General features: G+C 51.9%; 19 protein-coding genes and 1 pseudogene. 7 read left to right on the top strand and 13 right to left on the bottom strand.

Features of this window, described 5'->3' with window-relative positions:
* Positions 1-18 precede the first annotated feature (18 nt).
* From WCT94_RS04115 to WCT94_RS04100, 4 genes are all read right to left on the bottom strand, one after another.
* Positions 19-1,155 (bottom strand): D-alanyl-lipoteichoic acid biosynthesis protein DltD, encoded by a 1,137-nt coding sequence (locus tag WCT94_RS04115; RefSeq protein ID WP_336868106.1) that lies wholly within the window; start codon positions 1,153-1,155, stop codon positions 19-21.
* Between the two features lie 831 nt (positions 1,156-1,986).
* On the bottom strand, positions 1,987-2,616 hold the full coding sequence (locus tag WCT94_RS04110) for a hypothetical protein (protein ID WP_336868104.1): 630 nt from the start codon (positions 2,614-2,616) through the stop codon (positions 1,987-1,989).
* 11 nt (positions 2,617-2,627) lie between these two features.
* Entirely contained in the window at positions 2,628-3,341 is a 714-nt protein-coding gene (locus tag WCT94_RS04105; RefSeq protein WP_336868103.1) for a hypothetical protein, read from the bottom strand.
* 188 nt (positions 3,342-3,529) lie between these two features.
* Positions 3,530-4,423 (bottom strand): LysR family transcriptional regulator, encoded by an 894-nt coding sequence (locus WCT94_RS04100; protein WP_336868102.1) that lies wholly within the window; start codon positions 4,421-4,423, stop codon positions 3,530-3,532.
* 315 nt (positions 4,424-4,738) lie between these two features.
* Between WCT94_RS04100 and WCT94_RS04095 the strand changes: the two are divergent.
* A pseudogene (locus WCT94_RS04095) lies at positions 4,739-4,834 on the top strand ((R)-mandelonitrile lyase); the annotation flags it as partial.
* 86 nt (positions 4,835-4,920) lie between these two features.
* On the opposite strand, the gene WCT94_RS04090 reads toward WCT94_RS04095, so the two are convergent.
* Positions 4,921-5,244 (bottom strand): PTS lactose/cellobiose transporter subunit IIA, encoded by a 324-nt coding sequence (locus tag WCT94_RS04090; RefSeq protein WP_336868101.1) that lies wholly within the window; start codon positions 5,242-5,244, stop codon positions 4,921-4,923.
* Between the two features lie 499 nt (positions 5,245-5,743).
* Between WCT94_RS04090 and WCT94_RS04085 the strand changes: the two genes are divergently transcribed.
* The 3 genes from WCT94_RS04085 (at position 5,744) to WCT94_RS04075 (ending at position 9,547) form a co-directional block, all read left to right on the top strand.
* Positions 5,744-6,760 carry an iron ABC transporter substrate-binding protein gene (locus WCT94_RS04085; RefSeq protein WP_336868100.1) on the top strand — a complete coding sequence of 339 codons (1,017 nt, stop codon included), beginning with the start codon at positions 5,744-5,746 and terminating at the stop codon, positions 6,758-6,760.
* Positions 6,761-6,911: 151 nt separating this feature from the next.
* Positions 6,912-8,489, top strand: a complete 1,578-nt coding sequence (locus WCT94_RS04080) for an ABC transporter permease (RefSeq protein ID WP_336868472.1) — start codon at positions 6,912-6,914, stop codon at positions 8,487-8,489.
* A 2-nt stretch (positions 8,490-8,491) separates the two neighbouring features.
* A complete protein-coding gene (locus WCT94_RS04075) occupies positions 8,492-9,547 on the top strand; it encodes an ABC transporter ATP-binding protein (RefSeq protein ID WP_336868099.1) in 1,056 nt (351 codons plus the stop codon).
* 23 nt (positions 9,548-9,570) lie between these two features.
* Here WCT94_RS04075 and arnF read toward each other — a convergent pair whose 3' ends face one another.
* The 8 genes from arnF to WCT94_RS04035 all read right to left on the bottom strand — a co-directional run bounded on the left by arnF (position 9,571) and on the right by WCT94_RS04035 (position 18,396).
* A complete protein-coding gene (gene arnF / locus WCT94_RS04070; protein WP_336868471.1) occupies positions 9,571-9,963 on the bottom strand; it encodes a 4-amino-4-deoxy-L-arabinose-phosphoundecaprenol flippase subunit ArnF in 393 nt (130 codons plus the stop codon).
* On the bottom strand, positions 9,963-10,304 hold the full coding sequence (arnE, locus tag WCT94_RS04065; protein ID WP_336868098.1) for a 4-amino-4-deoxy-L-arabinose-phosphoundecaprenol flippase subunit ArnE: 342 nt from the start codon (positions 10,302-10,304) through the stop codon (positions 9,963-9,965). The genes arnF and arnE overlap by 1 nt, the downstream gene beginning before the upstream one ends.
* Entirely contained in the window at positions 10,301-11,971 is a 1,671-nt protein-coding gene (arnT, locus tag WCT94_RS04060) for a lipid IV(A) 4-amino-4-deoxy-L-arabinosyltransferase (protein WP_336868097.1), read from the bottom strand. Before arnT ends, arnE begins: the two co-directional genes overlap by 4 nt.
* A 17-nt stretch (positions 11,972-11,988) precedes the next feature.
* A complete protein-coding gene (gene arnD / locus WCT94_RS04055; protein ID WP_336868096.1) occupies positions 11,989-12,882 on the bottom strand; it encodes a 4-deoxy-4-formamido-L-arabinose-phosphoundecaprenol deformylase in 894 nt (297 codons plus the stop codon).
* Positions 12,879-14,897 carry a bifunctional UDP-4-amino-4-deoxy-L-arabinose formyltransferase/UDP-glucuronic acid oxidase ArnA gene (gene arnA, locus WCT94_RS04050; protein WP_336868095.1) on the bottom strand — a complete coding sequence of 673 codons (2,019 nt, stop codon included), beginning with the start codon at positions 14,895-14,897 and terminating at the stop codon, positions 12,879-12,881. The genes arnD and arnA overlap by 4 nt, the downstream gene beginning before the upstream one ends.
* Positions 14,894-15,877, bottom strand: coding sequence for an undecaprenyl-phosphate 4-deoxy-4-formamido-L-arabinose transferase (arnC, locus tag WCT94_RS04045; protein WP_336868094.1), 984 nt, complete (start codon positions 15,875-15,877; stop codon positions 14,894-14,896). Before arnC ends, arnA begins: the two co-directional genes overlap by 4 nt.
* Positions 15,870-17,018: a UDP-4-amino-4-deoxy-L-arabinose aminotransferase gene (gene arnB / locus WCT94_RS04040; RefSeq protein WP_336868093.1), complete on the bottom strand. Its 1,149-nt coding sequence runs from the start codon at positions 17,016-17,018 to the stop codon at positions 15,870-15,872. Before arnB ends, arnC begins: the two co-directional genes overlap by 8 nt.
* 211 nt (positions 17,019-17,229) lie before the next feature.
* Entirely contained in the window at positions 17,230-18,396 is a 1,167-nt protein-coding gene (locus WCT94_RS04035; RefSeq protein WP_336868092.1) for a nucleotide sugar dehydrogenase, read from the bottom strand.
* 551 nt (positions 18,397-18,947) lie between these two features.
* Between WCT94_RS04035 and WCT94_RS04030 the strand changes: the two genes are divergently transcribed.
* The 3 genes from WCT94_RS04030 to ybcJ all read left to right on the top strand — a co-directional run bounded on the left by WCT94_RS04030 (position 18,948) and on the right by ybcJ (position 21,708).
* Positions 18,948-20,495 (top strand): sensor domain-containing diguanylate cyclase, encoded by a 1,548-nt coding sequence (locus tag WCT94_RS04030; RefSeq protein WP_336868091.1) that lies wholly within the window; start codon positions 18,948-18,950, stop codon positions 20,493-20,495.
* A gap of 104 nt (positions 20,496-20,599) precedes the next feature.
* The gene (folD, locus tag WCT94_RS04025) at positions 20,600-21,463 is read left to right on the top strand and encodes a bifunctional methylenetetrahydrofolate dehydrogenase/methenyltetrahydrofolate cyclohydrolase FolD (protein ID WP_336868090.1); all 864 of its coding nucleotides are present in this window, start codon (positions 20,600-20,602) and stop codon (positions 21,461-21,463) included.
* Positions 21,464-21,495: 32 nt separating this feature from the next.
* Positions 21,496-21,708 carry a ribosome-associated protein YbcJ gene (gene ybcJ, locus WCT94_RS04020; protein ID WP_336868089.1) on the top strand — a complete coding sequence of 71 codons (213 nt, stop codon included), beginning with the start codon at positions 21,496-21,498 and terminating at the stop codon, positions 21,706-21,708.
* The last annotated feature ends 47 nt before the right edge of the window (positions 21,709-21,755 follow it).

Genomic DNA, 21,755 nt, shown 5'->3' with positions numbered 1-21,755 from the left:
GGCGAATAGCAGTTTTCATCATTTAAAACTCTCTGCAATAAATTGATCCATCGCGACCCATGCCGGACCGGTTGGGTGCAGGCGATCCCAATTCCAGCCGTTTTGATAAGGCTGCGCATACATATCGAAATAACGCACCTGATTTTCCTCCAGCATCGATCGGATCTGGCTATCGACCGGCCGGAATTTCTCGGAATTCTTAATCGCCCACGGATTAATCGGATCGACAATCACCACAAACTGGACGTTACGCGCTTTCAGCAGTTGGATCGTCGCCCGTAATGCCTCCATCTGCGCTGGCACAATCGGTGCATCGTCCCACTCTTCCCGCGTTGGATCGTCTGCAAAAACGGACTTATCCATCCACAATGTGTCTGCACTTTGCTCGCGGGACTGATTCAACACCTTAGCCTGAGCCAACTCGCGATCCCAGTCAGGAATCGTATTGACGGTTGGCCGATGTGGCCACGGTTGTGTTGGCTGGGGAATAATACCTAGCATCGACAGCCAGTCTTTTTTTATTAGCTCGCAGAAATTAGCAAATTGATAACTCACTTCCTGCCAGATAATTTGTGGATCCCAGCCATAGACTTGCATTTGGCCAAACGTTAAGTGGCTTATCTCTTCTTTATCGATATGTTGTAAGTAATTGACCAAAAAGGGGCGCGCCTGATCATCTTGCATCAGGGGATTAAAAATAGATGCCGGGAAATTATTGGCAAAAATTGCCGGGGGAATACCGTCTGAATAAAAGCTATCGGGTGCCAGCAGCAAAACAACTTTACTGTTAGCGCTAAGCTCATTTTTAAAACGTGAGAGCAGTAAAAAGTGCGTGACGCTATCCACATAGCTATCGCCATAGGCCACAACCGGACGATGTAACTGGTTATTAAAGTAATTATAGACAGCGTAATGTTCATCTTCCGATGTAGAGACCTCGGAAGCTCCGAGAAAGAAAATCGCATTGCCCTGTAATGCATGGGAAATGGTGGCTATCTTTTCCTTTTGTTCTTTTGCCGTCCCTTCCATCGTGTTAATCAGCGGCTGGAATGTCAGCGCCGGATCGACGCTCTTCACCAGTGGGGGAACGCTAAGAAACAGGATGGCAAGCGTCGCCATCAGGATATGTAGGCAGAGAGTATTTTTGATTTTCATTATAAAGTAAGGCTACATGATATTTATTGTTTGAAAGTTGTGAATTTTTATCTTCACAGTAAATCGATCCCTGTATTTTTGGATTATATACCAGGCCTATCGCCGATGATGAGCGTTGCTGTGTAACGGTATGTACAGTGTTTATGTTCGTCACAATAATCAGGCTGACAACCAGACAGGAGAAGGGGTTTCAAGCCGTCATTATCATCTACGCCATCTGAATATGAGGTAGTAAAGGGTTGTTGACAGCCCCCGAGTGCCCAGATTTGTGAGTGACTTCAGTGATGATAGCGTTCAAGAATCTTTGGTGCGATGAATAAGTACGAATCGCATCATCCTGGCCTTCCTTTTTATTGCATCTGACAAACCATTCTCTTAATGTTAACTTAATATATTCGCAATATTGCTCACTCGTTCGGTATACCTCTCCCCGTTTTACAAAGCTATGCGTCATTGCAAAAAAACTAAAAGGAGAATCGATGAAAAATTATCAGGCCACTATCCCCCGGCTATTAATCATCTCAATCACCCTATTTGTTATCGCCTGCTCATCCAGCACGAAAAGATCCCCTACGGATGAAACGCCAGCGTGTATGACGTATCGTTCCATGATGACGGCGCCCTTGCCACCAGCGGAAATGATGAGGCTAAAAAATCAGTGCGGGCAATCAAGGCATTAATATAGTGGGGATCGTCAGCACAGATCCCCAGAATTTCTCTAGCACGCTATCACACTAATGATGACAAGCCAATAAATCGCGCCTTCGTGTATTGCCAGAACAACAGGCATATTATGCGAGAACTACAACGCTATGACTTGAGATGACTGAGTTATTCCTTAATGTCCATCAAAGCAAGGTGCTGTTTTATTTCTTCAATCAGCTTTTCTGGCCCACCTTCTTGTACAAAATCAGCGATCAGAAACTTGAAGCCTATTGTTTTAACAATTTTTTGATAATTCAACGTTACCTTAGATTCGAGTGCTGGGTAGTCTGACCAATTCCAGAGCCGATCAAATATATTATTATTTTGTATTTGTCTGACTGGGCTAAATAGATAAATTGCCAAATAACTTTCTGCTTGTGCTGCCGTTTTTTTTAGTTCACAGGCATCTGGCTCTTTTTTCATATACGTTTCTTCGCGATACTCCCATTCCAGTTCACTATCGGTGATAAGCCTGATATCCAGAATGTAATCATCTGGACGGAAGTAGCGTGATTCGGATTTTTTTAAAAAGGTAAATGAAGTGTCCATTAACGGCAAAAAATTCCATACCCAATAAGTATTTAATGGACTCTTCGCGTTTGATGGTAACGAGTTGAAGCTAATCGGATTCCACTGTAGGAATCGCACATCCATCAGTTCCCTTACCCGCTCTATTCTGGGTAATACCTGCTGATAAAACCCGGCGCAGATACGATGTGCCTGTCTGACTTGCTGAAGCGAGTCCTCAATATTCATTTGTAACGTCCTTACTTACTGTCAGAAAAAGAAGAGAAAATATTTTTAGTTTCCTCATGCAGAGGAAAGTCAGTAATAAACTGAGATAAATTTTTATACTCTGGCAGAGCCACGCGAATTCCATATAAGGAAAGAGCAGACAGACAATCCCGAACAATATGCTGCTCATGGATATCCACATTCTGTAAAGACAGTAATGCGTTCTTAGCATTATGCCACTCTCGCTGTATTACTTTTGTATTATCTTTATAGTTTCCTATTAATTTTTTATTAAACTCCCCTAACGATTTGGGAATATTTCCTAATGCAATAAAATAGAGTTGTTCTTTTCTTCTCTCATCCTGATGATAAGCAGTAATCTCTCGTTGCCATTGTTGATGGTACTGCCCCCTCCCCTCAGGGGGTTTAACTTCAATCAAAACATCGGCCTTTTCAAACTCCAGAACAACGTCAGGTTCAACACTGTTCTGATCAACATTTTTCATTTTCAGCGAATAACGAGGCCAAAAATTCACCTGACGATATTCACCTAATTCTGATTTCGATAAACCTAGAAACTCACTAATAAACAAGAAACGACTTTCTGCACTCAAATAACCAATTCGTGTCCAAAATGCTGCCGTCAATAAATCCTCTCGTTTTTTAAAAACATTACGCCAACTTTCTGGCGCTTTCCCCTCTATTTCCACTCTGCCTGCTTTTCCTTGCATAATGGCCTGAAGCATCTAATTCTCCTGATAAACCTAATAGATCACTCGGAAGGTACTCTGCCTAAATGGTGTGATCTGAACGCCAGACTTACGACCAACCAGACCGAGCCATACCGATCATAGCATCGCCCGCCAACACTGAACGAGGCCTAATTAGAAAAACAAGCCAGAAAATCCGCGATAAAACGCGTTCCTCCCAATCGCTAACGCGGGTAACGCAGCGCTTCCACAAATAGCGAGAAGGCGGTGGTGTGCTGTTTGCGGCTGGGATAGTACAGATAGTAGCCTGGGAACGGCGGACACCATTCCGTCAATACCCGAGTCAGGCGTCCACTGGCAATGTCATCTCGCACCGCATCTTCCGGCACATAGGCTAAACCAAGGCCAATCAGTGCCGCATCAATCCGCTGGCGCAGGCTATTCATGGTCAGTTGTCCTTCAACGCGCACCTTGATTTCCCGACCGTTTTTCTCAAACTCCCACGCGTAGATCCCCCCCATCGTCGGCAGGCGCATGTTGATACAGCGGTGATGCTGCAAATCCTGTGGTGTCGCGGGGGCGGGATTACGCGCGAGATAGTTCGGGGAGCCGACCACCGCCATACTCATATCCGGCGCGACACGCACAGCGATCATGTCTTTCGCCACCTGTTCACCCAGGCGAATCCCCGCATCGAATCGGCCAGGAACAATATCGGTTAAAGCGTTATCTACCGTAATTTCGACGTTAATCTCGGGGTAATTCGCCAAAAATGGCTTTAACACCGGCCATAAGATGGAATCAACCGCATGTTCCCCCGCCGCGATGCGAATATTGCCCGCCGGACGCTCGCGCATATCGCCCAGCGCCACCAGCTCACTTTCAATATCTGCAAAGCGCGGGCCGAGGCTATCCGCCAGCTTCTCCCCCGCTTCCGTTGGCGCGACGCTGCGCGTGGTTCGGGTCAGTAAACGTACCCCCAGCCGCTCTTCCAGGCCACGAATCGAATGGCTTAGCGCCGACTGGGAAAGCCCGAGCTTCGCCGCCGCTTTGGTAAAACTGCGTTCTCTTGCCACCACAAGAAACGAAATGAGGTCATTAAAATTTTCTTTTAACATCAGCGTGTCCAAAACAGTGGTGTCATGAATGATGCCCATGTGAAACCATCCATTGCTCATTAAGCCGCGCTGAACATCGGCGACGGGGATAACTCCCCTATATTACGCGGCGTGATTAATGAATATAATTCATAACCTCTTGCGGGTTTTGCTCTCTGGTGCTTCCCCGTAAATCGCAGTAACGTTTTGCACAACCGCTGTGTTTCATCTTTCAGCAACCCTGAATGGCTCAATCACAGCGAATCTTTCAATCACTACAAATTCTTCAATAACAGCTATGCTTTCCATGAAATGACTTGCCGCCTCTGCCTGTTATCCATGTTAGCCGCAGCGATTGCCGAATCGCTTAACGGTAGCCCGGTTGAATGGCTGGAAAAAGTCAGCGACGAACAGTACGGAAAAGTGAAGTAGCACAAGAAAAAGGCGCGACACTATAGAAACAGCAAAGCCACTCAGCGTGAAGACTGAATGGCTTTTCTACTTGCTCTGCGATGCGGTTAGCGTATGTGGAGATTAACGCCAGAGACCTCTTTCCTGAGTTCAATAATTTCTTCAGCCAGTTCACGGCATAGCATCGCATTCATCAGGTGATCCTGCGCGTGCACTACGATAAGTTCGAGATTCGTTTTTTCCTTACTCTGGTTGCCAATGAATCCGGTCTGAATCAATTGCGCCCGGTTCAGCGCCACCGCAGCCATTTTTAATAGTTCATCGACATGATCCCACTCCCCTCGGCGAGCAGATCTCAGGGCTTCCATTGCGCAGGAACGTGTTTCGCCAGATTTTACGATAAGCTCAATCATCCGCGTTTCTACATCCATTTTTCCATCCCCCGAATATCAGTTGCTGTGTCACCTTTTTGTCGGTCAATTAACCCCAAATTGCAGACAAGCGCACGTGACACCGAAGAAATACGGTGCATTTATTGTATCGCTACTCACAGCCTGCACAGTAAATATAGATGATGAATCAGGATTTGTTTCTGTAAATCATGATGTTATATCTCATTTCTGGTGAAATAAATTTCACACACGTACCCGACTGTTTTTTAAACCATGGGTTTATACAATTTCACACCGTGACACGCTCTGAAATAAAGTGATGACCGCGATGTCACACCCACCGAAACCTTAATTTAACCTTAAGAAAGCGAAATAATAATAACTATCATTATTATTACCAATATGTAAAATCCATCCTCGACTGCCGCTACATATCGGCCTGTGTCGCTAAAATAGCGTGGCTATCGTGAGCGACACACGGGCTTCCATGTCGGCCAGCAATACGCAAACACGACAGGTATTGATAAGGGTAAATAATATGAAGCTTGGTTTTGGATTACTGAGTTCTGCCGTTTTATTCGCTTCCGGTTTGGCGCTCAGCACGTCGGCAAATGCAGCAGAAAACGATGAAGGGATTGTGATTTACAATGCCCAACATGAAAACCTCGTGAAATCCTGGGTTGACGGTTTTACCAAAGAAACCGGCATCAAGGTAACGTTGCGCAATGGCAGCGACACCGAATTGGGCAACCAACTGGTGCAGGAAGGGAAATCGTCGCCTGCCGATGTGTTCCTGACCGAAAACTCACCATCGATGGTGCTGGTCGATAACGCCAACCTCTTTGCTCCGCTGGATAAAGCCACCCTCGCGCAGGTACCGTCTGACTATCGCCCGTCCCACGGACGCTGGATCGGGATTGCCGCGCGTTCCACCGTCTTTGTCTACAACCCGGCCAAATTTACCGACGCACAGTTGCCGAAATCCTTAGCCGATCTGGCGCAGCCAGAGTGGAAAGGCCGCTGGGCCGCCTCCCCATCCGGTGCAGATTTTCAGGCCATCGTCAGCGCCTATCTTGAGCTGAAAGGTGAGAAAGCCACGCAAGACTGGCTGAAAGGCATGAAAGAAAACTTCACCGCCTATAAAGGTAACAGCACGGTGATGAAAGCCGTGAACGCAGGTCAGATTGATAGCGGCGTGATCTATCACTATTACCGTTTTGTCGATCAGGCTAAAACCGGCGAAAACAGTAACAACACGAAGCTGTACTACTTCAAGCATAAAGATCCGGGCGCGTTCGTCAGTATTTCCGGTGCCGGCGTACTGGCATCCAGCAAACATGCGAAAGATGCACAGGCCTTTATTAAGTGGATTACGGGCAAATCCGGTCAGGAAATCTTGCGCACCAACGATGCCTTTGAATATGCCGTTGGCGTCAACGCGGCCTCAAATGACAAACTGGTTCCGCTGAAAGATCTGGATGCACCGAAAGTCGATGCCGCCAAGCTCAACAGCAAAAAAGTCGTGGATCTGATGACACAAGCTGGCTTGCTGTAACGCATAAATTGTCGCGCATGGGTTATAGCACATAGATGTCATAACCCCTTTCATCAGGGCGTTCGCGCCCTGATGAATCCTTACCTGAATGCCCGCTCAGCGCGGCTTCACCGTCTTAACCTATCGTCCTGACGAGGCAGCTACAGGCCGTATGACAAACGCTAGCTACAGCGAAACGACCCCGTTCACCGCTCCCTCTCCGCCATTACGCAAGCCAGCCGCGCTGCTTACCCTCATCGCCCTGACGCTATCCCTGCTGGGGTTTGTTCCACTCGGTTTTGTGATTGGCGTGAGTATTGATACCGGTTGGGAAACGGCGCACGCCCTGCTCTTTCGCCCTCGCGTCGGCGAACTGCTGACGAACACCGTGCTACTGGTTGCCCTGACGCTGCCGATTTGTACGGTTCTGGGCGTTCTGCTGGCCTGGCTGACGGAACGTACTACTCTGCCTGCCCGGCGCCTGTGGTCACTGCTGCTCACCGCACCGCTGGCGATCCCTGCATTTGTACAAAGCTATGCCTGGATCAGCACCGCTCCGGGCCTGCATGGGCTACTGGCTGGCGTGTTTTTATCCGTCGTCGCCTATTTACCGTTTCTCTATTTACCCTGTGCCGCGACGCTGCGGCGGCTTAACCCCGCGCTGGAAGATGTCGCCGCCACGCTGGGCGTGCCTCCCTTTACCGTATTTTTCCGCGTGGTACTGCCACAGCTAAAGCTGGCTATCGGCGGCGGACTACTGCTGATCGCATTGCACCTGCTGGCGGAGTATGGCCTGTTCGCCATGATCCGCTTCGATACCTTTACTACCGCGATTTTCGATCAGTTTCAGTCAACGTTTAATGGCCCGGCGGCCAATATGCTGGCTGGCGTACTGGCGCTGCTGTGTCTGTTTCTGCTGTGTGCGGATGCCCGCGTACGCGGCGTCACCCGCTATGCACATGTCGGTTCTGGCGCGCCTCAGGCTGTCACACCGATACGTCTGTCGCCGTTGCCGCTGTTGCTGGCTTTGCTGTTACTGACAACGCTGATACTGCTAACGCTCGGCGTGCCTTTTATTACGCTGTTTCGCTGGCTGTGGTTTGGCGGCTGGGAAGTCTGGCTGCGCCGCGAGCTGCTCGATGCCTTTCGTCAGACCATGACGCTGGCGCTGAGCGGTGCCGTACTGACGACGCTGGCGGCCATTCCAATGGCCTGGCTGACGATTCGCCATCCCAGCCGTCTGTATCGGTTTCTGGAAGGATGCAATTACATCACCAGCTCTCTGCCGGGTATCGTCGTCGCGCTGGCGCTGGTAACCACTACGATTCACCTCATCAGGCCGCTCTACCAGACGGAATTCACCGTGCTGCTGGCTTACCTGTTGATGTTTATGCCACGGGCGCTGGTGAATTTACGCGCGGGAATCGCGCAGGCACCCGTGGAACTGGAGCAGGTCGCGGCCAGTCTGGGGCGTTCGCCGTTGCAGACGCTGATGACCGTGACCATTCGGCTGGCCGCGCCCGGCGTCGCCACCGGGGCAACGCTCGTCTTTCTGGCAATCGTCAACGAACTGACCGCCACGCTGCTGCTGGCCCCCAACGGCACCCGTACGCTGGCGACCGGATTTTGGGCGCTCACCAGTGAGATCGATTATCCCGCGGCGGCACCCTACGCGCTTATTCTGGTCTTACTGTCGCTACCATGGACCTGGTTTCTCTACACGCAATCACAAAAAATGGCGGGGCTGTAATCATGTTGGAACTTCATCGCGTCAGCAAAAGCTTTAATGGGCGCACCGTGCTGTCTGACATTCACCTGACGCTGGAGAACAGCCGCCGCACGGCGATTGTCGGCCCGTCCGGTTCAGGAAAAACTACGCTGCTGCGCCTGATTGCCGGGTTTGAAAAACCGGATACCGGTGTCATCACGCTGAACGGGCAAACGCTCTGCGATAATGGGTTTTCCGTCCCCGCCCATCAGCGTGGAATTGGCTATGTACCGCAGGATGGCGCGCTGTTCCCGCATCTTTGTATCGCGGACAACATCGCATTTGGTCTGAAAGGCTCGAAGGCGGAAAAGCAAAAGCGCGTGGATGAGTTGATGGCGCTGGTTTCCCTTCCCGCGCATTTACAGAAGCACTCGCCGCATGAGATTTCCGGCGGTCAGCAGCAGCGTGTCGCACTGGCTCGCGCGCTGGCGCAACGCCCTGCATTAATGCTGCTGGATGAACCCTTTTCCGCGCTGGATACCGGCTTGCGTGCCGCCACCCGTAAAGCGGTGATGGACGTATTACAGCAGGCTAACGTAGCGTCGATTCTGGTAACCCACGATCAGGGGGAAGCGCTGTCTTTTGCCGATCGGGTCGTCGTCATGCGCGACGGCCAGCTTTCACAATCCGGCTCGCCGTGGACGCTTTACCATCAGCCCGCTAGCGAAGACATCGCGACCTTCCTCGGCGAAACGCTGATTCTCGATGCGCAGGTTACTGGCGGTCAGGCTGATTGCCTGCTTGGGTGTATCGCGGTGGATCGCCCAACCGCAAGCGGTAAAGCCCGCATCATGCTCAGGCCGGAACAGATCGTGATTCAGAGCATTGAGGTTGACAGCGCTGAAGGGAATAGCGCAGCGACGATTCGTGCAACCATCCGTAAAGTTGATTTTTCCGGCTTCGTCTCTACTCTGACGCTGCATGTCCACCACGCAGCAGCCGACATTATTGAACTGAAAACCGTCAGCCACGCCGCTTTCGCCGTTGGCCAACAGGTCAGCCTGAACGTCACGGGGACCGCACACGTCTTCAGTCAATAACATCAACCGCTAGCGCAGGCGGTTTATCGCGCCGCCTGCGCGTTACGCGTCACCAGCCAGACGCCCAGCATAATAATCAAAACGCCGAGGTTTTTACGCAGGCTCATTGGTTCATTCAGCCACGGCAGGAAAACCGCCGCCAGATAGACTACCGCATAGCTCAGGCTAATTAGCGGATAGGCGCGACTTAGCGACAGATAGCGTAGCACCATGAACCAGCACGCCATCGACAGACCGTAGCAAACCATCCCACAGATCACCGCAACCACAGGCCAACCGCCCATTAAGGTGCTAAGCGGCGGCCAGTGCGTCAGGGCAATACTCGGTAGCGCCAGCATCCCACTTTTCATTAACACCTGCGCGGCGCTGGCTAACACAATACTGCCAAGCGCCCAGATATAGCCTTTTTTCGCCATCATCCCCCCTGCATCAGATAGATACCGGTGATAATCAGCGCAATGCCCCACCAGTGGTGACGGTCCACACGCTCACCAAACCAGTAGTGCGCTAGCAGCGTGACCAGAACAAAATTGATGCTCAGCAGCGGGTACGCCACGCTAAGCGGAATATGCTGCAACACCACAAGCCACAGCAAAAGTCCGATACCCAGCAACACAGCCGCCAGCATCAGCCATCCCAGCGTCACGCGTTGGCGTCGATCCGTCGGCAAACGCCGCCAGCACTCCGCCGCCTGTTTCTGGCACAGTTGTCCCAGGCTGGTCAGCAGGCAGACGATAGCCACCAGTAGATAACTCATGGCGCTATCTGCTTATAAAACAGCAGCACGTAGCGGTGCGATTTTTTCACCTGATCGGGGGCAGGCAGACTGCGGTATTCTTCATCGGTATCCCTATCGACCTTCAGCACCAGCGCGACATTTCCGCTACGCCGTTTCTCAGCAAGCCAGGCCGGGAAAGCCCCCTCATCCACAAAGCGGTCAGTGGAATCGGCGTAGTCCAGCCCGTAGTTCAATTCGCCCCGCGCCTTGAATAAGGTAATATCGCTACGTTTGAGTTCCCACGCCAGTCCGGCGGCCAGCCCAACCTCATCGCTAAGCACATAGCGGCTGTCCTCCAGCAGTGGCTGGTGACTACGAATAAAGGTTTGAGGATTCTTTGAGTCAACCACACTCGCCGGAATACTCCCGCCGACAAGCAGCGCCAGAAATAGCGGGCACCCCGCGACCAGATACCCCCACGATCGCTGCTTTTTCAGGCTGACAGCGGCAAAGGCTACCCAACCGATAAAACAGACGACACCCGATACGATGGTCAGCCCTTCTCCCGGTTGATAGAGATGCGGCATGATGATGCCGAGGCCCAGCGCCGCAACGGCGAGCGCCAGCAGGCTACCGAACGCAATATTGAGCCAGCTATTGATGCGCAAGAGACGCTCACGTACCGCAGGGGCCAACCCGGAAATCCACGCCGCCATCAGCAACGCCAGCGGTGCAAAGCACGGCAGAATATAAGTCAGCAACTTGCCTTTAGCGATGCTGAAAAACAGCAGCGGCATTACCATCCAGCACAGCAGAAGGAACCGTTCCGGGTTCGCTTTTCGTTCCGTCCAACCACTGCGCAACGCACCCGGCAGCAGCGCCAGCCAGGGGAATGCGCCGACAATCAGAACCGGCAGGTAATACCAGAACGGCGCTTTATGCTGTGCATCGTCTTCTGCAAAACGCTGGATATGCTCAATCCAAAAGAAGTAGTGCCAGTAATCGGCTTCTCGCGCATGTACCGCCAGCGCCCACGGCGCACTTAGCAATACCGCGACGACAATCGCCAGCGGCCCGAACAGCAGCAATTCCTTAATCCGCTTTTGCGCCAGCGCGACTGGCAGCACGCTGATAACCGGCAGGGCCAGCGCCAGAAAGCCTTTGGTCATAAACCCCATGCCGCAGGCCAGCCCCATCAGCCCCCAGGCCATGAGCCGTTCGCGCGTCAGCGTGGCGCGCTGAATCAGCACGTGACTGAACAGCGCCGCCGTCATCCAGAGCGTCACCATAGGATCGAGCACGCTGTAGGTGCCAATACCATACACGAGCAGCGACGTCAGATAGATCGTCGCCGCCAGCAGCGCAGTACGCCGGTTTTTCCACAGCAGCAGCGCCAGCCAAAACACCAGCAGTGCGCTCAGCGCAGTAGAAAATACCGAGGCAAAGCGCACAGCAAAATTGGTATGACCCAATAACCACTGGCTGATGTTATTCAGCCAATAGCCCGCAACGGGTTTCTCAAAGTAGCGAACGTCCAGCAAATGCGGCACGATCCAATCGCCACGCTGAAGCATCTCGCGGCTGATTTCCGCATAGCGCGTTTCATCCGGTGACCACAGCCAGCGGCCATTAAGCGGTAACAGGTAGAGCAAAGCAAATAACACCAGTATTACGGTACTTTTTAGCTTTATCATGCCTTTTTCCATGCTATCTCCTGCTTTATTTATTCTTCCATTTGTACGCCAAGCCACCCTTCCCGTCCGGGAAACGGCGCGCGTACAATCCGCCCGACGGGCAGCGAGGCTCGGTCATCAGGCAGCAATGAGGAAAGCGGACAAAATTCAATGTGCTGTTGACGGGCACGAAGCAGCAACTGACGGAACAGCGCCAGCTTCGCTCCCCCTTCAACCTCCGCATGGATGGTGTAGACCGGCACGCCGCGATCCTGCTGGATCGCCGCAAGAATAAAGTCGTTGAATTCACCGTCACTCACGCGCTCGCCGATGACTTCATCATAGGTCGGCAGCGTAACCGGGATCTGCACGGTACCCAACTCACCGCTTTTCAGACGCGGTCGAAAAGGCCGGGTGCCGCGACAGTCGCTGTTATAGTCCAGATTCCAGTGCTGCTTCATCTCAACGACGCGCTCATCGGCTCGCCAGCCCGCCACCGCGGAACAGCGCACGGGTGATGGCAGCATCGGCGTCAACACATCTATTCCTTCACGGAACTGCGTGGCTAATTGCGCATCCGACCAGCGGGCGACATTCGCCTGCCAGCCGTGATGATCCCAGGCGTGTAGCCCCACCTCATGCCCGGCGTCGTGCGTCTGGCGGATTAACGTACCAAACCGTGTGCCGATATGGCGCCCCGGCCACGCCGTGCCGGCCAGCAAGATATCCCAGCCGTAGAGTGAGGCCGCGTTGGAGCGCAGCATCTTCCATAAAAAGCGCGGACGCAGCAGGCGCCAGAGGTGGCGCCCCATGTTGTCCGGCCCGACGCTAAAAAAGAAACTCGCCTGGATATCGAACTCTGCTAACACATCCAGCAGCGCGGGCACACCGTCCCGCGTACCACGCCAGGTATCGACATCAATGCGCAGGCCAACGCGCGTCATCCCTGCGTATCCGTGACGTCATCGGCGTGCTGGAGATCAACGGTACGCAGGAAATAGTCCAGCGTTTCCGCGACGGTTTGCTCCATCTTCACCGTCGGTTCCCATTCCAGCAGCCGTTTGGCGTTGCGAATGCTCGGCGTGCGGTGCGCCACATCCTGATAGCCTTTACCGTAATAGCTGCTGCTTTCCACTTCAATAAACCCAGCGAACGGTGGGAAACGGTCACGCAACGGGTGGGCATTAAAGCTGGTCAACAGCATTTCGCCCAGTTCGCGAATACTGGCTTCATTCTGCGGGTTGCCGATGTTGATAATCTGCCCGTCACACTGACCGTTGCGGTTTTCAATAATACGGAACAGGGCCTCGATGCCGTCGTGAATGTCGGTAAAGCAGCGCTTCTGCGCCCCGCCGTCCACCAGTTTGATCGGCGATCCCTCCACCAGATTGAGGATCAATTGGGTAATCGCCCGGGAACTACCGATGCGCGCCGCATCCAGCGTATCCAGACGCGGCCCCATCCAGTTAAACGGACGGAATAGCGTAAAACGCAGGCCGCTTTTCGCGCCGTACGCCCAGATCACCCGATCCAGCAGTTGCTTGGACACAGAGTAAATCCAGCGCTGCTTGTTGATTGGCCCGACAATCAGGCGTGAGTTATCTTCATCAAACTCTTTGTCATCACACATGCCGTACACTTCTGAGGTGGACGGGAAGACAATGCGTTTGTTGTAGCGCACGCAGTCGCGCACAATTTTCAGGTTCTCTTCAAAATCCAGCTCAAACACGCGCAGCGGGTTACGGGTGTATTCGATAGGCGTTGCAATCGCCACCAGCGGCAAAATGACATCGCATTTCTTGATGTGATATTCGATCCATTCGTTATGAATGCTGATATCGCCTTCCACAAAATGGAAACGCGGATCGCCAAGAAAACGGGCGATGGCATCCGAACTGATATCCAGTCCGTAAATTTCATAGCGATCGTCACGCAGCAGGCGTTCTGTCAGGTGGTTACCGATAAAACCGTTCACGCCAAGAATCAGGACGCGTGTGCGGCGTCGTTGCACACGGCTGGCAAGGTTGCCCAATTTCGCCTGTGGCACCATGCCCATTTCCGCCGCCAGTCGGCTACCCGACATATACAGCCCGCTCTCACTCTGTCCGCTGACAATCTCAAGCGCGTCTTCACCACAGGACACCACCAGCGGCGATGTCGAGATGATCGAGCCCGGTTCATGCTTCACCCCATAGGCTCTCACAGCGTTGTTTTTAACTGCGCGAGCACGCCAGACGATCACTTTGCGCTCACCGAGGAACGTAAACGCGCCCGGATACGGTTCCGTCACCGCGCGAATCAGGTTGTTGATCTCGCGGGCGCTTTTTTGCCAATCGATCAGCCCGTCTGCCGCCGTGCGGCGTCCGAAGTAGCTGGCCTGGCTTTCATCCTGCGGCGTCAGCATAATCTCACGCGAGCGAATCAGCGGTAACTGCTGCGCCAGTAAAGCCGCAGCGGCGGTACGACATTTACCGTGCAGCGTCAGCGCGGTATCTTCAGCGTCAATCGCCACCACGGACTGGGCAACGATATCGCCAGCATCGGCGCGGGACACCATCTTGTGCAGCGTCACGCCCGTCTGCGTTTCACCGTTCGCCAGCACCCAATTCACCGGTGCCCGCCCACGGTAGCGTGGCAGCAGCGACCCGTGCAAATTGAAAGCGCCAAACGACGGTAACTGGAGAATGTCGTCACTTAACAGCGTGCGGTAATAGAAGGAAAAAATCACATCCGGCGCCAGTTCCCGAATGCGGTTCACCCAAAGCGGGTGGTTAACGTCTTCCGGCGCAAACACCGGCACATCCATCTCGGCTGCCGCTTTCGCCACCGACGCATAGAAGTGGTTCTCACCCGGTGCATCGCTGTGCGTGAACACCGCCTGAATCTCATAACCGGCAAGCTTTAACGCCTCAAGGCCAACGCAGCCGATATCATGGTAGGCAAATACGATCGCTTTCATTCTTCTTCATCCCGTAAACTGGTGGTCAGTGGCGTTGCCGCACTCACTGTTTTTTGCACAAAATAGCGTGGCCGGGCCCGCACATCGGTATAGATACGACCGATGTATTCCCCTAATAGCCCCATCCCGACGAACTGCGCGCCGATAAACATAAACAGCACGGCAAACAGCGTGAACACGCCCTCTGCCGCCCATTCCGCCCCTAAGAACAAACGCAGGCCGATCAACAACAGCGCCAACAAGAAACCCGACAGCGCAACGACGCTGCCAATCAGGCTGAGAATACGCAGCGGCGTCGTCGTCAGGCAGGTCAACAGGTCGTACATCAGGTTAATCAGCTTCAGAAAGCTGTATTTGGACGTGCCGAACTCGCGCTCGGCATGCATCACGTCGATCTCGATGGTTTTCCGCGCGAACGTGTTGGCCAGAATAGGAATAAAAGTGCTGCGTTCATGACAGCGCAGCATCGCGCTGACAATGTGGCGACGATAAGCACGCAGCATGCAGCCGTAATCCGCCATGGATTTCCCGGTCGAACGTCGGATCATCATGTTGATGGTTTTCGAGGCCAGTTTGCGGAACAGCGAATCCTGCCGGTTTGCCCGCACGGTGCCGACCACGTCATACCCTTGCGCGGCATACTCCACCAACCGTGGGATTTCCTCCGGTGGATTTTGCAAATCGGCATCCAGCGTGATGACCACATCGCCCACCGCCTGCTGAAACCCAGCCATAATGGCCGAGTGCTGACCATAGTTACGGTTCAGCAGCACGGCGATAATGTGCTTTTCCGGGTCGCTCGCCGCCTCAGTCAGCAATTCCGCCGAGCGATCGCTGCTGCCGTCATCAACCAGAATAATTTCCCAGGGTTTACCGATCTGCCGACAGGCTGCCAGCGTGCGTTCAATCAGCACCAGCAGGCTCTCTTCTTCGTTATAAACGGGAATCACAACGGACACATTTTTGATGTCATCAATCACGAACAGACTCCAGAATAGAGGTTAGTGCCGCGACGACGCGATCGACATCGCTATCCTGCATATCGGGGAACAGCGGCAGCGTCATCAGCGATGCCGAATTCCACTCCGTTTCCGGCAGGTGCAAATGAGGATAGCGCTCACGGTAATATTTTTGTGTATGCACCGCTCTGAAATGCAACCCGGTGCCAATGCCGCGCGTTTGCAGTTCCGCCATCAGGCTATCGCGCGATATGCCGCACCGCGTTTCATCCACGCGCACCATAAACAGATGCCAGGCATGCAAATGGGGATAATCGGGAACAGCCAGCGGCTGGAGCGGCAGCGAGCGCAGTTGGGTGAGATAACGCGCAGCCAGCTGCTGACGGCGGGCGTTGATCGCTGAGAGTTTATCCAGTTGCACCAGCGCAATCGCCGCATTGATATCCGCCAGATTGTATTTAAACCCCGGCGTCACCACTTCAGCCTGCGGCTTGCGCCCCTGTCGCTGCCTGTCGAATGCATCAACGCCCAGCCCGTGAAACTTCAGGCTGCGTATGCGTTCAGCCAGTGCTTCGTCGTCCGTCACCACCATACCGCCTTCCGCACAGGTGATGTTTTTAATCGCATGAAACGAGAAAATGGCGGTTCCACGCGCACCAATCCACTCATCGCGATATTGCGTACCGACGGCATGCGCCGCATCCTCTATCAGCGGGATGCCGTAGCGCTCACTGAGAGCACGCAGCGGCGTCAGATCGGCCGGAGCGCCGGCATAGTGCACGGGAATAATGGCTTTGGTTTTCGGTGTGATGGCCGCCTCGACATCCTGCGGTCGCACCATCAGCGTATGCCGATCCACGTCAACCATCACCGGTTCCGCTCCCAGGAGCGTGATGATATTGACGGTTGAAACCCAAGTCTGGGACGGCGTAATCACCTCGTCGCCGGGGCCAATGCCAAGCGCCATCAGCGTCACGTGCATCCCGCCCGTCGCAGAGCTCACCGCAATTGCCTGTCGACACCCGACCTGCTGGCAAAATGCCTGTTCCAGCTGCTGACATTTCGGCCCTGTGGTTATCCAACCGGAGCGTAATACTTCAGCCACGGCAGCAATTTCCTCTTCGCCCATGTTCGGGCGGGAAAAAGGCAAAAAATCCGTCATAACATATTCCCAAAATAAATAATGGCGACAAATCATCACTAAGCAGTCTAAATAATGAAGTCTTAAGCCAACCTTAATTTATTGCGATAATCATAAAATCACAGATAAACAGCACAACGTGACGAAGCGCAAGAAGACATAATTAATTACAATGCAAAAATGAACTTTTCGCGAATAGCGAAATGTCGATTTATTGATTTACGACAAGAAATCAATCTTCACCAAATAAGTCCCTTGTATAAACTTTTCCTATCACATCTTTTAATTCGTCGGCATAACGATTGGTAATAATAATGTCACACTGTTGTTTGAAACTGTCGAGTTGGTGAATGACAGGGAAATCCAGGAAGTTATCATCATCAATCCCTGGTTCATAAACCACGACATTGATTCCTTTCGCTTTTATCCTTTTCATAATGCCCTGAATGGAAGAAAAGCGAAAATTATCCGACCCCGCCTTCATGATAAGACGATGAACGCCAACGGTTTTAGGATGACGGCGGATAATCGTGTCGGCGATAAAGTCTTTCCGCGTATGGTTAGCGTCCACGATCGCCTTAATAAGGTTATTCGGAACAGTACGATAGTTAGCCAAAAGCTGCCGGGTATCCTTCGGCAAACAGTAACCGCCGTAGCCGAAAGAAGGATTGTTGTAGTAGTTGCCAATACGCGGATCGAGGCACACACCTTCAATAATCTGCCGGGTATTTAGCCCCAGCGATTCAGCATAGCTGTCCAACTCGTTAAAGTAGGCGACGCGCATCGCCAGAAAGGTATTCGCAAACAGTTTTATCGCTTCGGCCTCTGTCGGGTCGGTAAACAGTACACGAATATCTTTTTTTAATGCGCATTCCATCAATAGGTTAGCAAAAAACCTAGCCCTTTCCGAGCGTTCACCCACCACAATCCGCGACGGGTAAAGGTTGTCGTGCAACGCCTTTCCCTCACGCAGAAACTCGGGTGAAAAAATGATGTTATCCGTATCCAACTGCTGGCTGACTTTCTCTGTGAAACCTACCGGCACCGTCGATTTAATCACCATAATGGCCTGCGGATTAATCGCCAGCACATCGCGAATGACCGCCTCTACCGACGACGTGTTGAAATAGTTCGTCTGTGGATCGTAATCTGTCGGCGTAGCGATAATCACGAACTGCGCATCGACATACGCTTCATATTTATCCAGCGTAGCGGAAAAATTCAGCGTTTCGTGTTGTAAAAAACGCTCAATCTCGGCGTCATTAATTGGCGATTTTCGTTGATTCAGCATCGCCACTTTTTCAGCCACAATATCTAACGCCACAACCTGATGCTGTTGTGCCAATAATAATCCATTCGATAAACCGACATATCCCGTTCCGCTAATCGCTATTTTCATGAAGGGCTCTTTATTTCATCACTGGCTGAAAACCATATTCCGCCGCAGTATCTTTCTTATTTTTCAATCTGAACACAGGTGTTACATTTCAATTTATTTCTTGTCCCTTTCTCGCGATGAGCACACCACCTTCATGCAGGAACGTCATTCTCATCAGCCGAAACGTAAAAAGCATAATAGCCTTATCATTAGCAATTCCAGTTAAACGCCAATTAAACATAGCGTGTTTAATGCTAAATAAAAATTTTCTTACACCTTGTGACGATCGCTAATCGTTAGCATGAAAACGAATTTTCATGACGTTCTGTAACACAACGTCATTTATCTTAGATGATTTTAGTGAATAAACACGATGATACCGATTTATTTTCGAGTTTTTATCAACGTGACATGGAGATAGTGTGTAGAGACGTTAATTTATTATTAAAGCAGCTTACTATTTGATAAAAATCAACAAAAAAGCATAAGCAATCCTCATCAATCACAGCGCAAATGGCAGAAGCGTCTACACTTATCACCAGTCATCTCTCTGGCTAACGATGGGAAGGACAATGAAGGTCAGCACACGCGACAAGGCCAGCTACTATCAAATGCCGCTCCAAAAATTGATGATTACTTTTATGCTATTCATCATCACCACGGTAGTGGCGCTAAACGGATGGGAGATATTCCATTCTCGTGAGCACCTTATCGATTCCACAGAGCGCAACGCCAGAAACTTGTCGCTGTCGCTGGCACGTCATGCTGAAGACACGTTTTTACAAGTCGACATCTTGTTACAGGATTTACAAGAACGTATCGGTAAAGACGGTTTATCGCCCGAACAACTCACCAGGCTTAGCGAGATTTTAAAAATCCGAAAAGCCACGCTGCCGCAGTTGCATGGCATCTTTATCTATGATGAAAAAGGCGAATGGCTGGTCAATTCCGGCGTCGTCAACCCAGTGCGGAATAACTATTCCGACAGAGAATACTTCAAATATCATCAAAGCAACATCGGCACCAATATCTATATCGGCAGCGTGATTAAAAGCCGTTCTACCGGAGATCTGGTCATCCCCGTCTCCGTACGTCTCAATAAGCCAGACGGCAGTTTTAACGGTGTATTGCTCACCACCCTCTCACTGGACTATTTTAAGCAGTATTATGGCTACTACTCCATAGGAGACACGGACGTCATCGCGCTCCTGCTTTCCAATGGCAGAATCCTATACGCCCGCCCTTACGATGATTCCTATATCAACCGTAGCGTGTCTAGCAGCCCGATATTTTCAGAATATCTGAAGCAATCCGAAAGCGGCACTGCAACCGTCACTTCCACGCTCGATAATATCGAGCGGGTTTATGGCTACACAAAATTAAAACGTTATCCCATCGTTATCGGCGCAGGCTATGACCTCGAGCAGGCGCTTGCTCCATGGAAAACAGACAGCTTCATCTACGGTATTATTACGTTGGCAATGGTACTGACCAGCAGCGTGCTCGGCCTTGTCGTGCTAAGGCAAATTCGCATCAATTTGAAAAGTCAGATCGATTTAACCACTGTGCGTGATGAACTCACAGTAGTTAACCATACCCTGAAAGCGTTCGCCTTGTTCGATGGCCTGACGAACCTACCTAACCGTCGTCAATTCGACACCTTCCTGGAACAAACGCTGCTGCAAGCTGCGGAAACGCGGCGCGGCATCGCGCTCATCATGATCGATGTCGATGCTTTTAAGAAGTACAACGACCACTATGGCCATGTGGCAGGCGATGAGTGTCTGCGCAAAGTCGGGAATATTCTGAGTAATATGCCAAGGCGCAAAGAAGATTTAGTCGCTCGCTATGGCGGTGAAGAGTTCGCACTCATTATCACCGAAACAGATAAGCATGGTGCAGCCACGCTCGCTCAACGCGCGCTGGATTTAGTACGTGAAGCGAAGATCCCCCATGCAACGACGCTGTTCCCAGAAAAAATCGTCACCATTAGTGCGGGTGTCTACGTGTTCTACGCGGATAACCCACCGCCAACGCCTGCGTCCGTTATCGAGATTGCCGATGCCGCGCTGTATCGTGCCAAAAATGGCGGGAAAAACCGGTTCGAGGTGAGTGAATAGCGGGATCAATTGGAATTAATGTTGATGCAATACCTGACAGCACGCACAGCTTCTGACAAAATAGCGGCCATCCCCCTATTTCAAATTGATGGGTCTCATCTCAGATGGCAGCAAAGATTATTGATGGTAAAACGATTGCGCAGCAGGTTAAAGACGAAGTTGCAGCACGAGTCACACAGCGTTTAGCGGCAGGAAAACGCGCACCGGGTCTGGCTGTTGTACTGGTCGGCGAAAATCCGGCGTCACAGATTTATGTCGCCAGCAAACGCAAGGTGTGTGAAGAAGTCGGTTTTATCTCCCGCTCTTATGATTTGCCCGCCACTGCAACAGAATCAGAACTGTTAGCACTTATCGACCAGCTCAACGCCGACCAGACAATTGACGGCATTCTGGTGCAACTTCCGCTGCCGGAAGGCATTGATAACACCAAAGTGATCGAACGCATCGCGCCAAGTAAAGATGTTGATGGTTTCCATCCTTACAATGTGGGTCGTCTATGCCAGCGTGCCCCGCTGCTGCGTGCCTGTACGCCACGCGGCATCATCACGCTACTGGAACGTTATAATATTGATACCTTTGGGCTGAATGCCGTTGTCGTCGGCGCGTCTAATATTGTGGGCCGTCCGATGAGTCTGGAATTGCTGCTGGCAGGCTGCACCACGACCGTCACGCACCGTTTCACCAAAAATCTGCGTCACCATATTGAAAACGCCGATCTGCTGGTTGTCGCCGTGGGTAAACCGGGCTTCATCCCTGGCGAATGGATTAAACCGGGTGCAATCGTGCTGGACGTGGGTATCAACCGTCTGGAAAACGGTAAAGTGGTCGGCGATGTGGAATTTGAAACCGCACAGGAAAGAGCCTCTTACATCAGCCCTGTGCCGGGTGGCGTCGGCCCCATGACCGTTGCCACACTGATTCAAAACACGCTACAGGCGTGTGAAGAGTATCATGACCACGCCGAATAACTGGCGAGTCAAACACGAATAAGCAGGAACTTATGGCAACCTTTAATCTTGAAAAACATCCGCACGTTGAACTGTGCGATCTCTTGAAATTGCTGGGCTGGAGTGAAAGCGGCGCAGCAGCCAAGCTGTCTATCGCCGCGGGTGACGTGACCGTTGACGGCCAGACGGAAACGCGCAAGCGCTGTAAAATCGTTGCCGGGCAAACCGTTCAGTTCGATGGTCAGACGGTAAAAATTGCCGACTAACGCTTAGACATCGATGATGGTGAAAAAAAAGCCCGCAACGTATATTT

Origin of the sequence: Pectobacterium sp. 1950-15 (assembly GCF_037136835.1) — a bacterium.
Lineage (GTDB): Bacteria > Pseudomonadota > Gammaproteobacteria > Enterobacterales > Enterobacteriaceae > Pectobacterium.
The sequence above is the reverse complement of the archived record's forward strand: the minus strand, read 5'-3'. Positions and strand labels throughout refer to the sequence as shown.

What these genes read in the sequence shown, in the direction of transcription:
- WCT94_RS04115 (WP_336868106.1), bottom strand. Translation starts at nt 1,155, where the DNA reads ATGAAAATCAAAAATACTCTCTGCCTACATATCCTGATGGCGACGCTT.
- WCT94_RS04110 (WP_336868104.1), bottom strand. Translation starts at nt 2,616, where the DNA reads ATGAATATTGAGGACTCGCTTCAGCAAGTCAGACAGGCACATCGTATC.
- WCT94_RS04105 (WP_336868103.1), bottom strand. Translation starts at nt 3,341, where the DNA reads ATGCTTCAGGCCATTATGCAAGGAAAAGCAGGCAGAGTGGAAATAGAG.
- WCT94_RS04100 (WP_336868102.1), bottom strand. Translation starts at nt 4,423, where the DNA reads ATGTTAAAAGAAAATTTTAATGACCTCATTTCGTTTCTTGTGGTGGCA.
- WCT94_RS04090 (WP_336868101.1), bottom strand. Translation starts at nt 5,244, where the DNA reads ATGGATGTAGAAACGCGGATGATTGAGCTTATCGTAAAATCTGGCGAA.
- WCT94_RS04085 (WP_336868100.1), top strand. Translation starts at nt 5,744, where the DNA reads ATGAAGCTTGGTTTTGGATTACTGAGTTCTGCCGTTTTATTCGCTTCC.
- WCT94_RS04080 (WP_336868472.1), top strand. Translation starts at nt 6,912, where the DNA reads ATGACAAACGCTAGCTACAGCGAAACGACCCCGTTCACCGCTCCCTCT.
- WCT94_RS04075 (WP_336868099.1), top strand. Translation starts at nt 8,492, where the DNA reads ATGTTGGAACTTCATCGCGTCAGCAAAAGCTTTAATGGGCGCACCGTG.
- arnF (WP_336868471.1), bottom strand. Translation starts at nt 9,963, where the DNA reads ATGGCGAAAAAAGGCTATATCTGGGCGCTTGGCAGTATTGTGTTAGCC.
- arnE (WP_336868098.1), bottom strand. Translation starts at nt 10,304, where the DNA reads ATGAGTTATCTACTGGTGGCTATCGTCTGCCTGCTGACCAGCCTGGGA.
- arnT (WP_336868097.1), bottom strand. Translation starts at nt 11,971, where the DNA reads ATGGAAAAAGGCATGATAAAGCTAAAAAGTACCGTAATACTGGTGTTA.
- arnD (WP_336868096.1), bottom strand. Translation starts at nt 12,882, where the DNA reads ATGACGCGCGTTGGCCTGCGCATTGATGTCGATACCTGGCGTGGTACG.
- arnA (WP_336868095.1), bottom strand. Translation starts at nt 14,897, where the DNA reads ATGAAAGCGATCGTATTTGCCTACCATGATATCGGCTGCGTTGGCCTT.
- arnB (WP_336868093.1), bottom strand. Translation starts at nt 17,018, where the DNA reads ATGACGGATTTTTTGCCTTTTTCCCGCCCGAACATGGGCGAAGAGGAA.
- WCT94_RS04035 (WP_336868092.1), bottom strand. Translation starts at nt 18,396, where the DNA reads ATGAAAATAGCGATTAGCGGAACGGGATATGTCGGTTTATCGAATGGA.
- WCT94_RS04030 (WP_336868091.1), top strand. Translation starts at nt 18,948, where the DNA reads ATGAAGGTCAGCACACGCGACAAGGCCAGCTACTATCAAATGCCGCTC.
- folD (WP_336868090.1), top strand. Translation starts at nt 20,600, where the DNA reads ATGGCAGCAAAGATTATTGATGGTAAAACGATTGCGCAGCAGGTTAAA.
- ybcJ (WP_336868089.1), top strand. Translation starts at nt 21,496, where the DNA reads ATGGCAACCTTTAATCTTGAAAAACATCCGCACGTTGAACTGTGCGAT.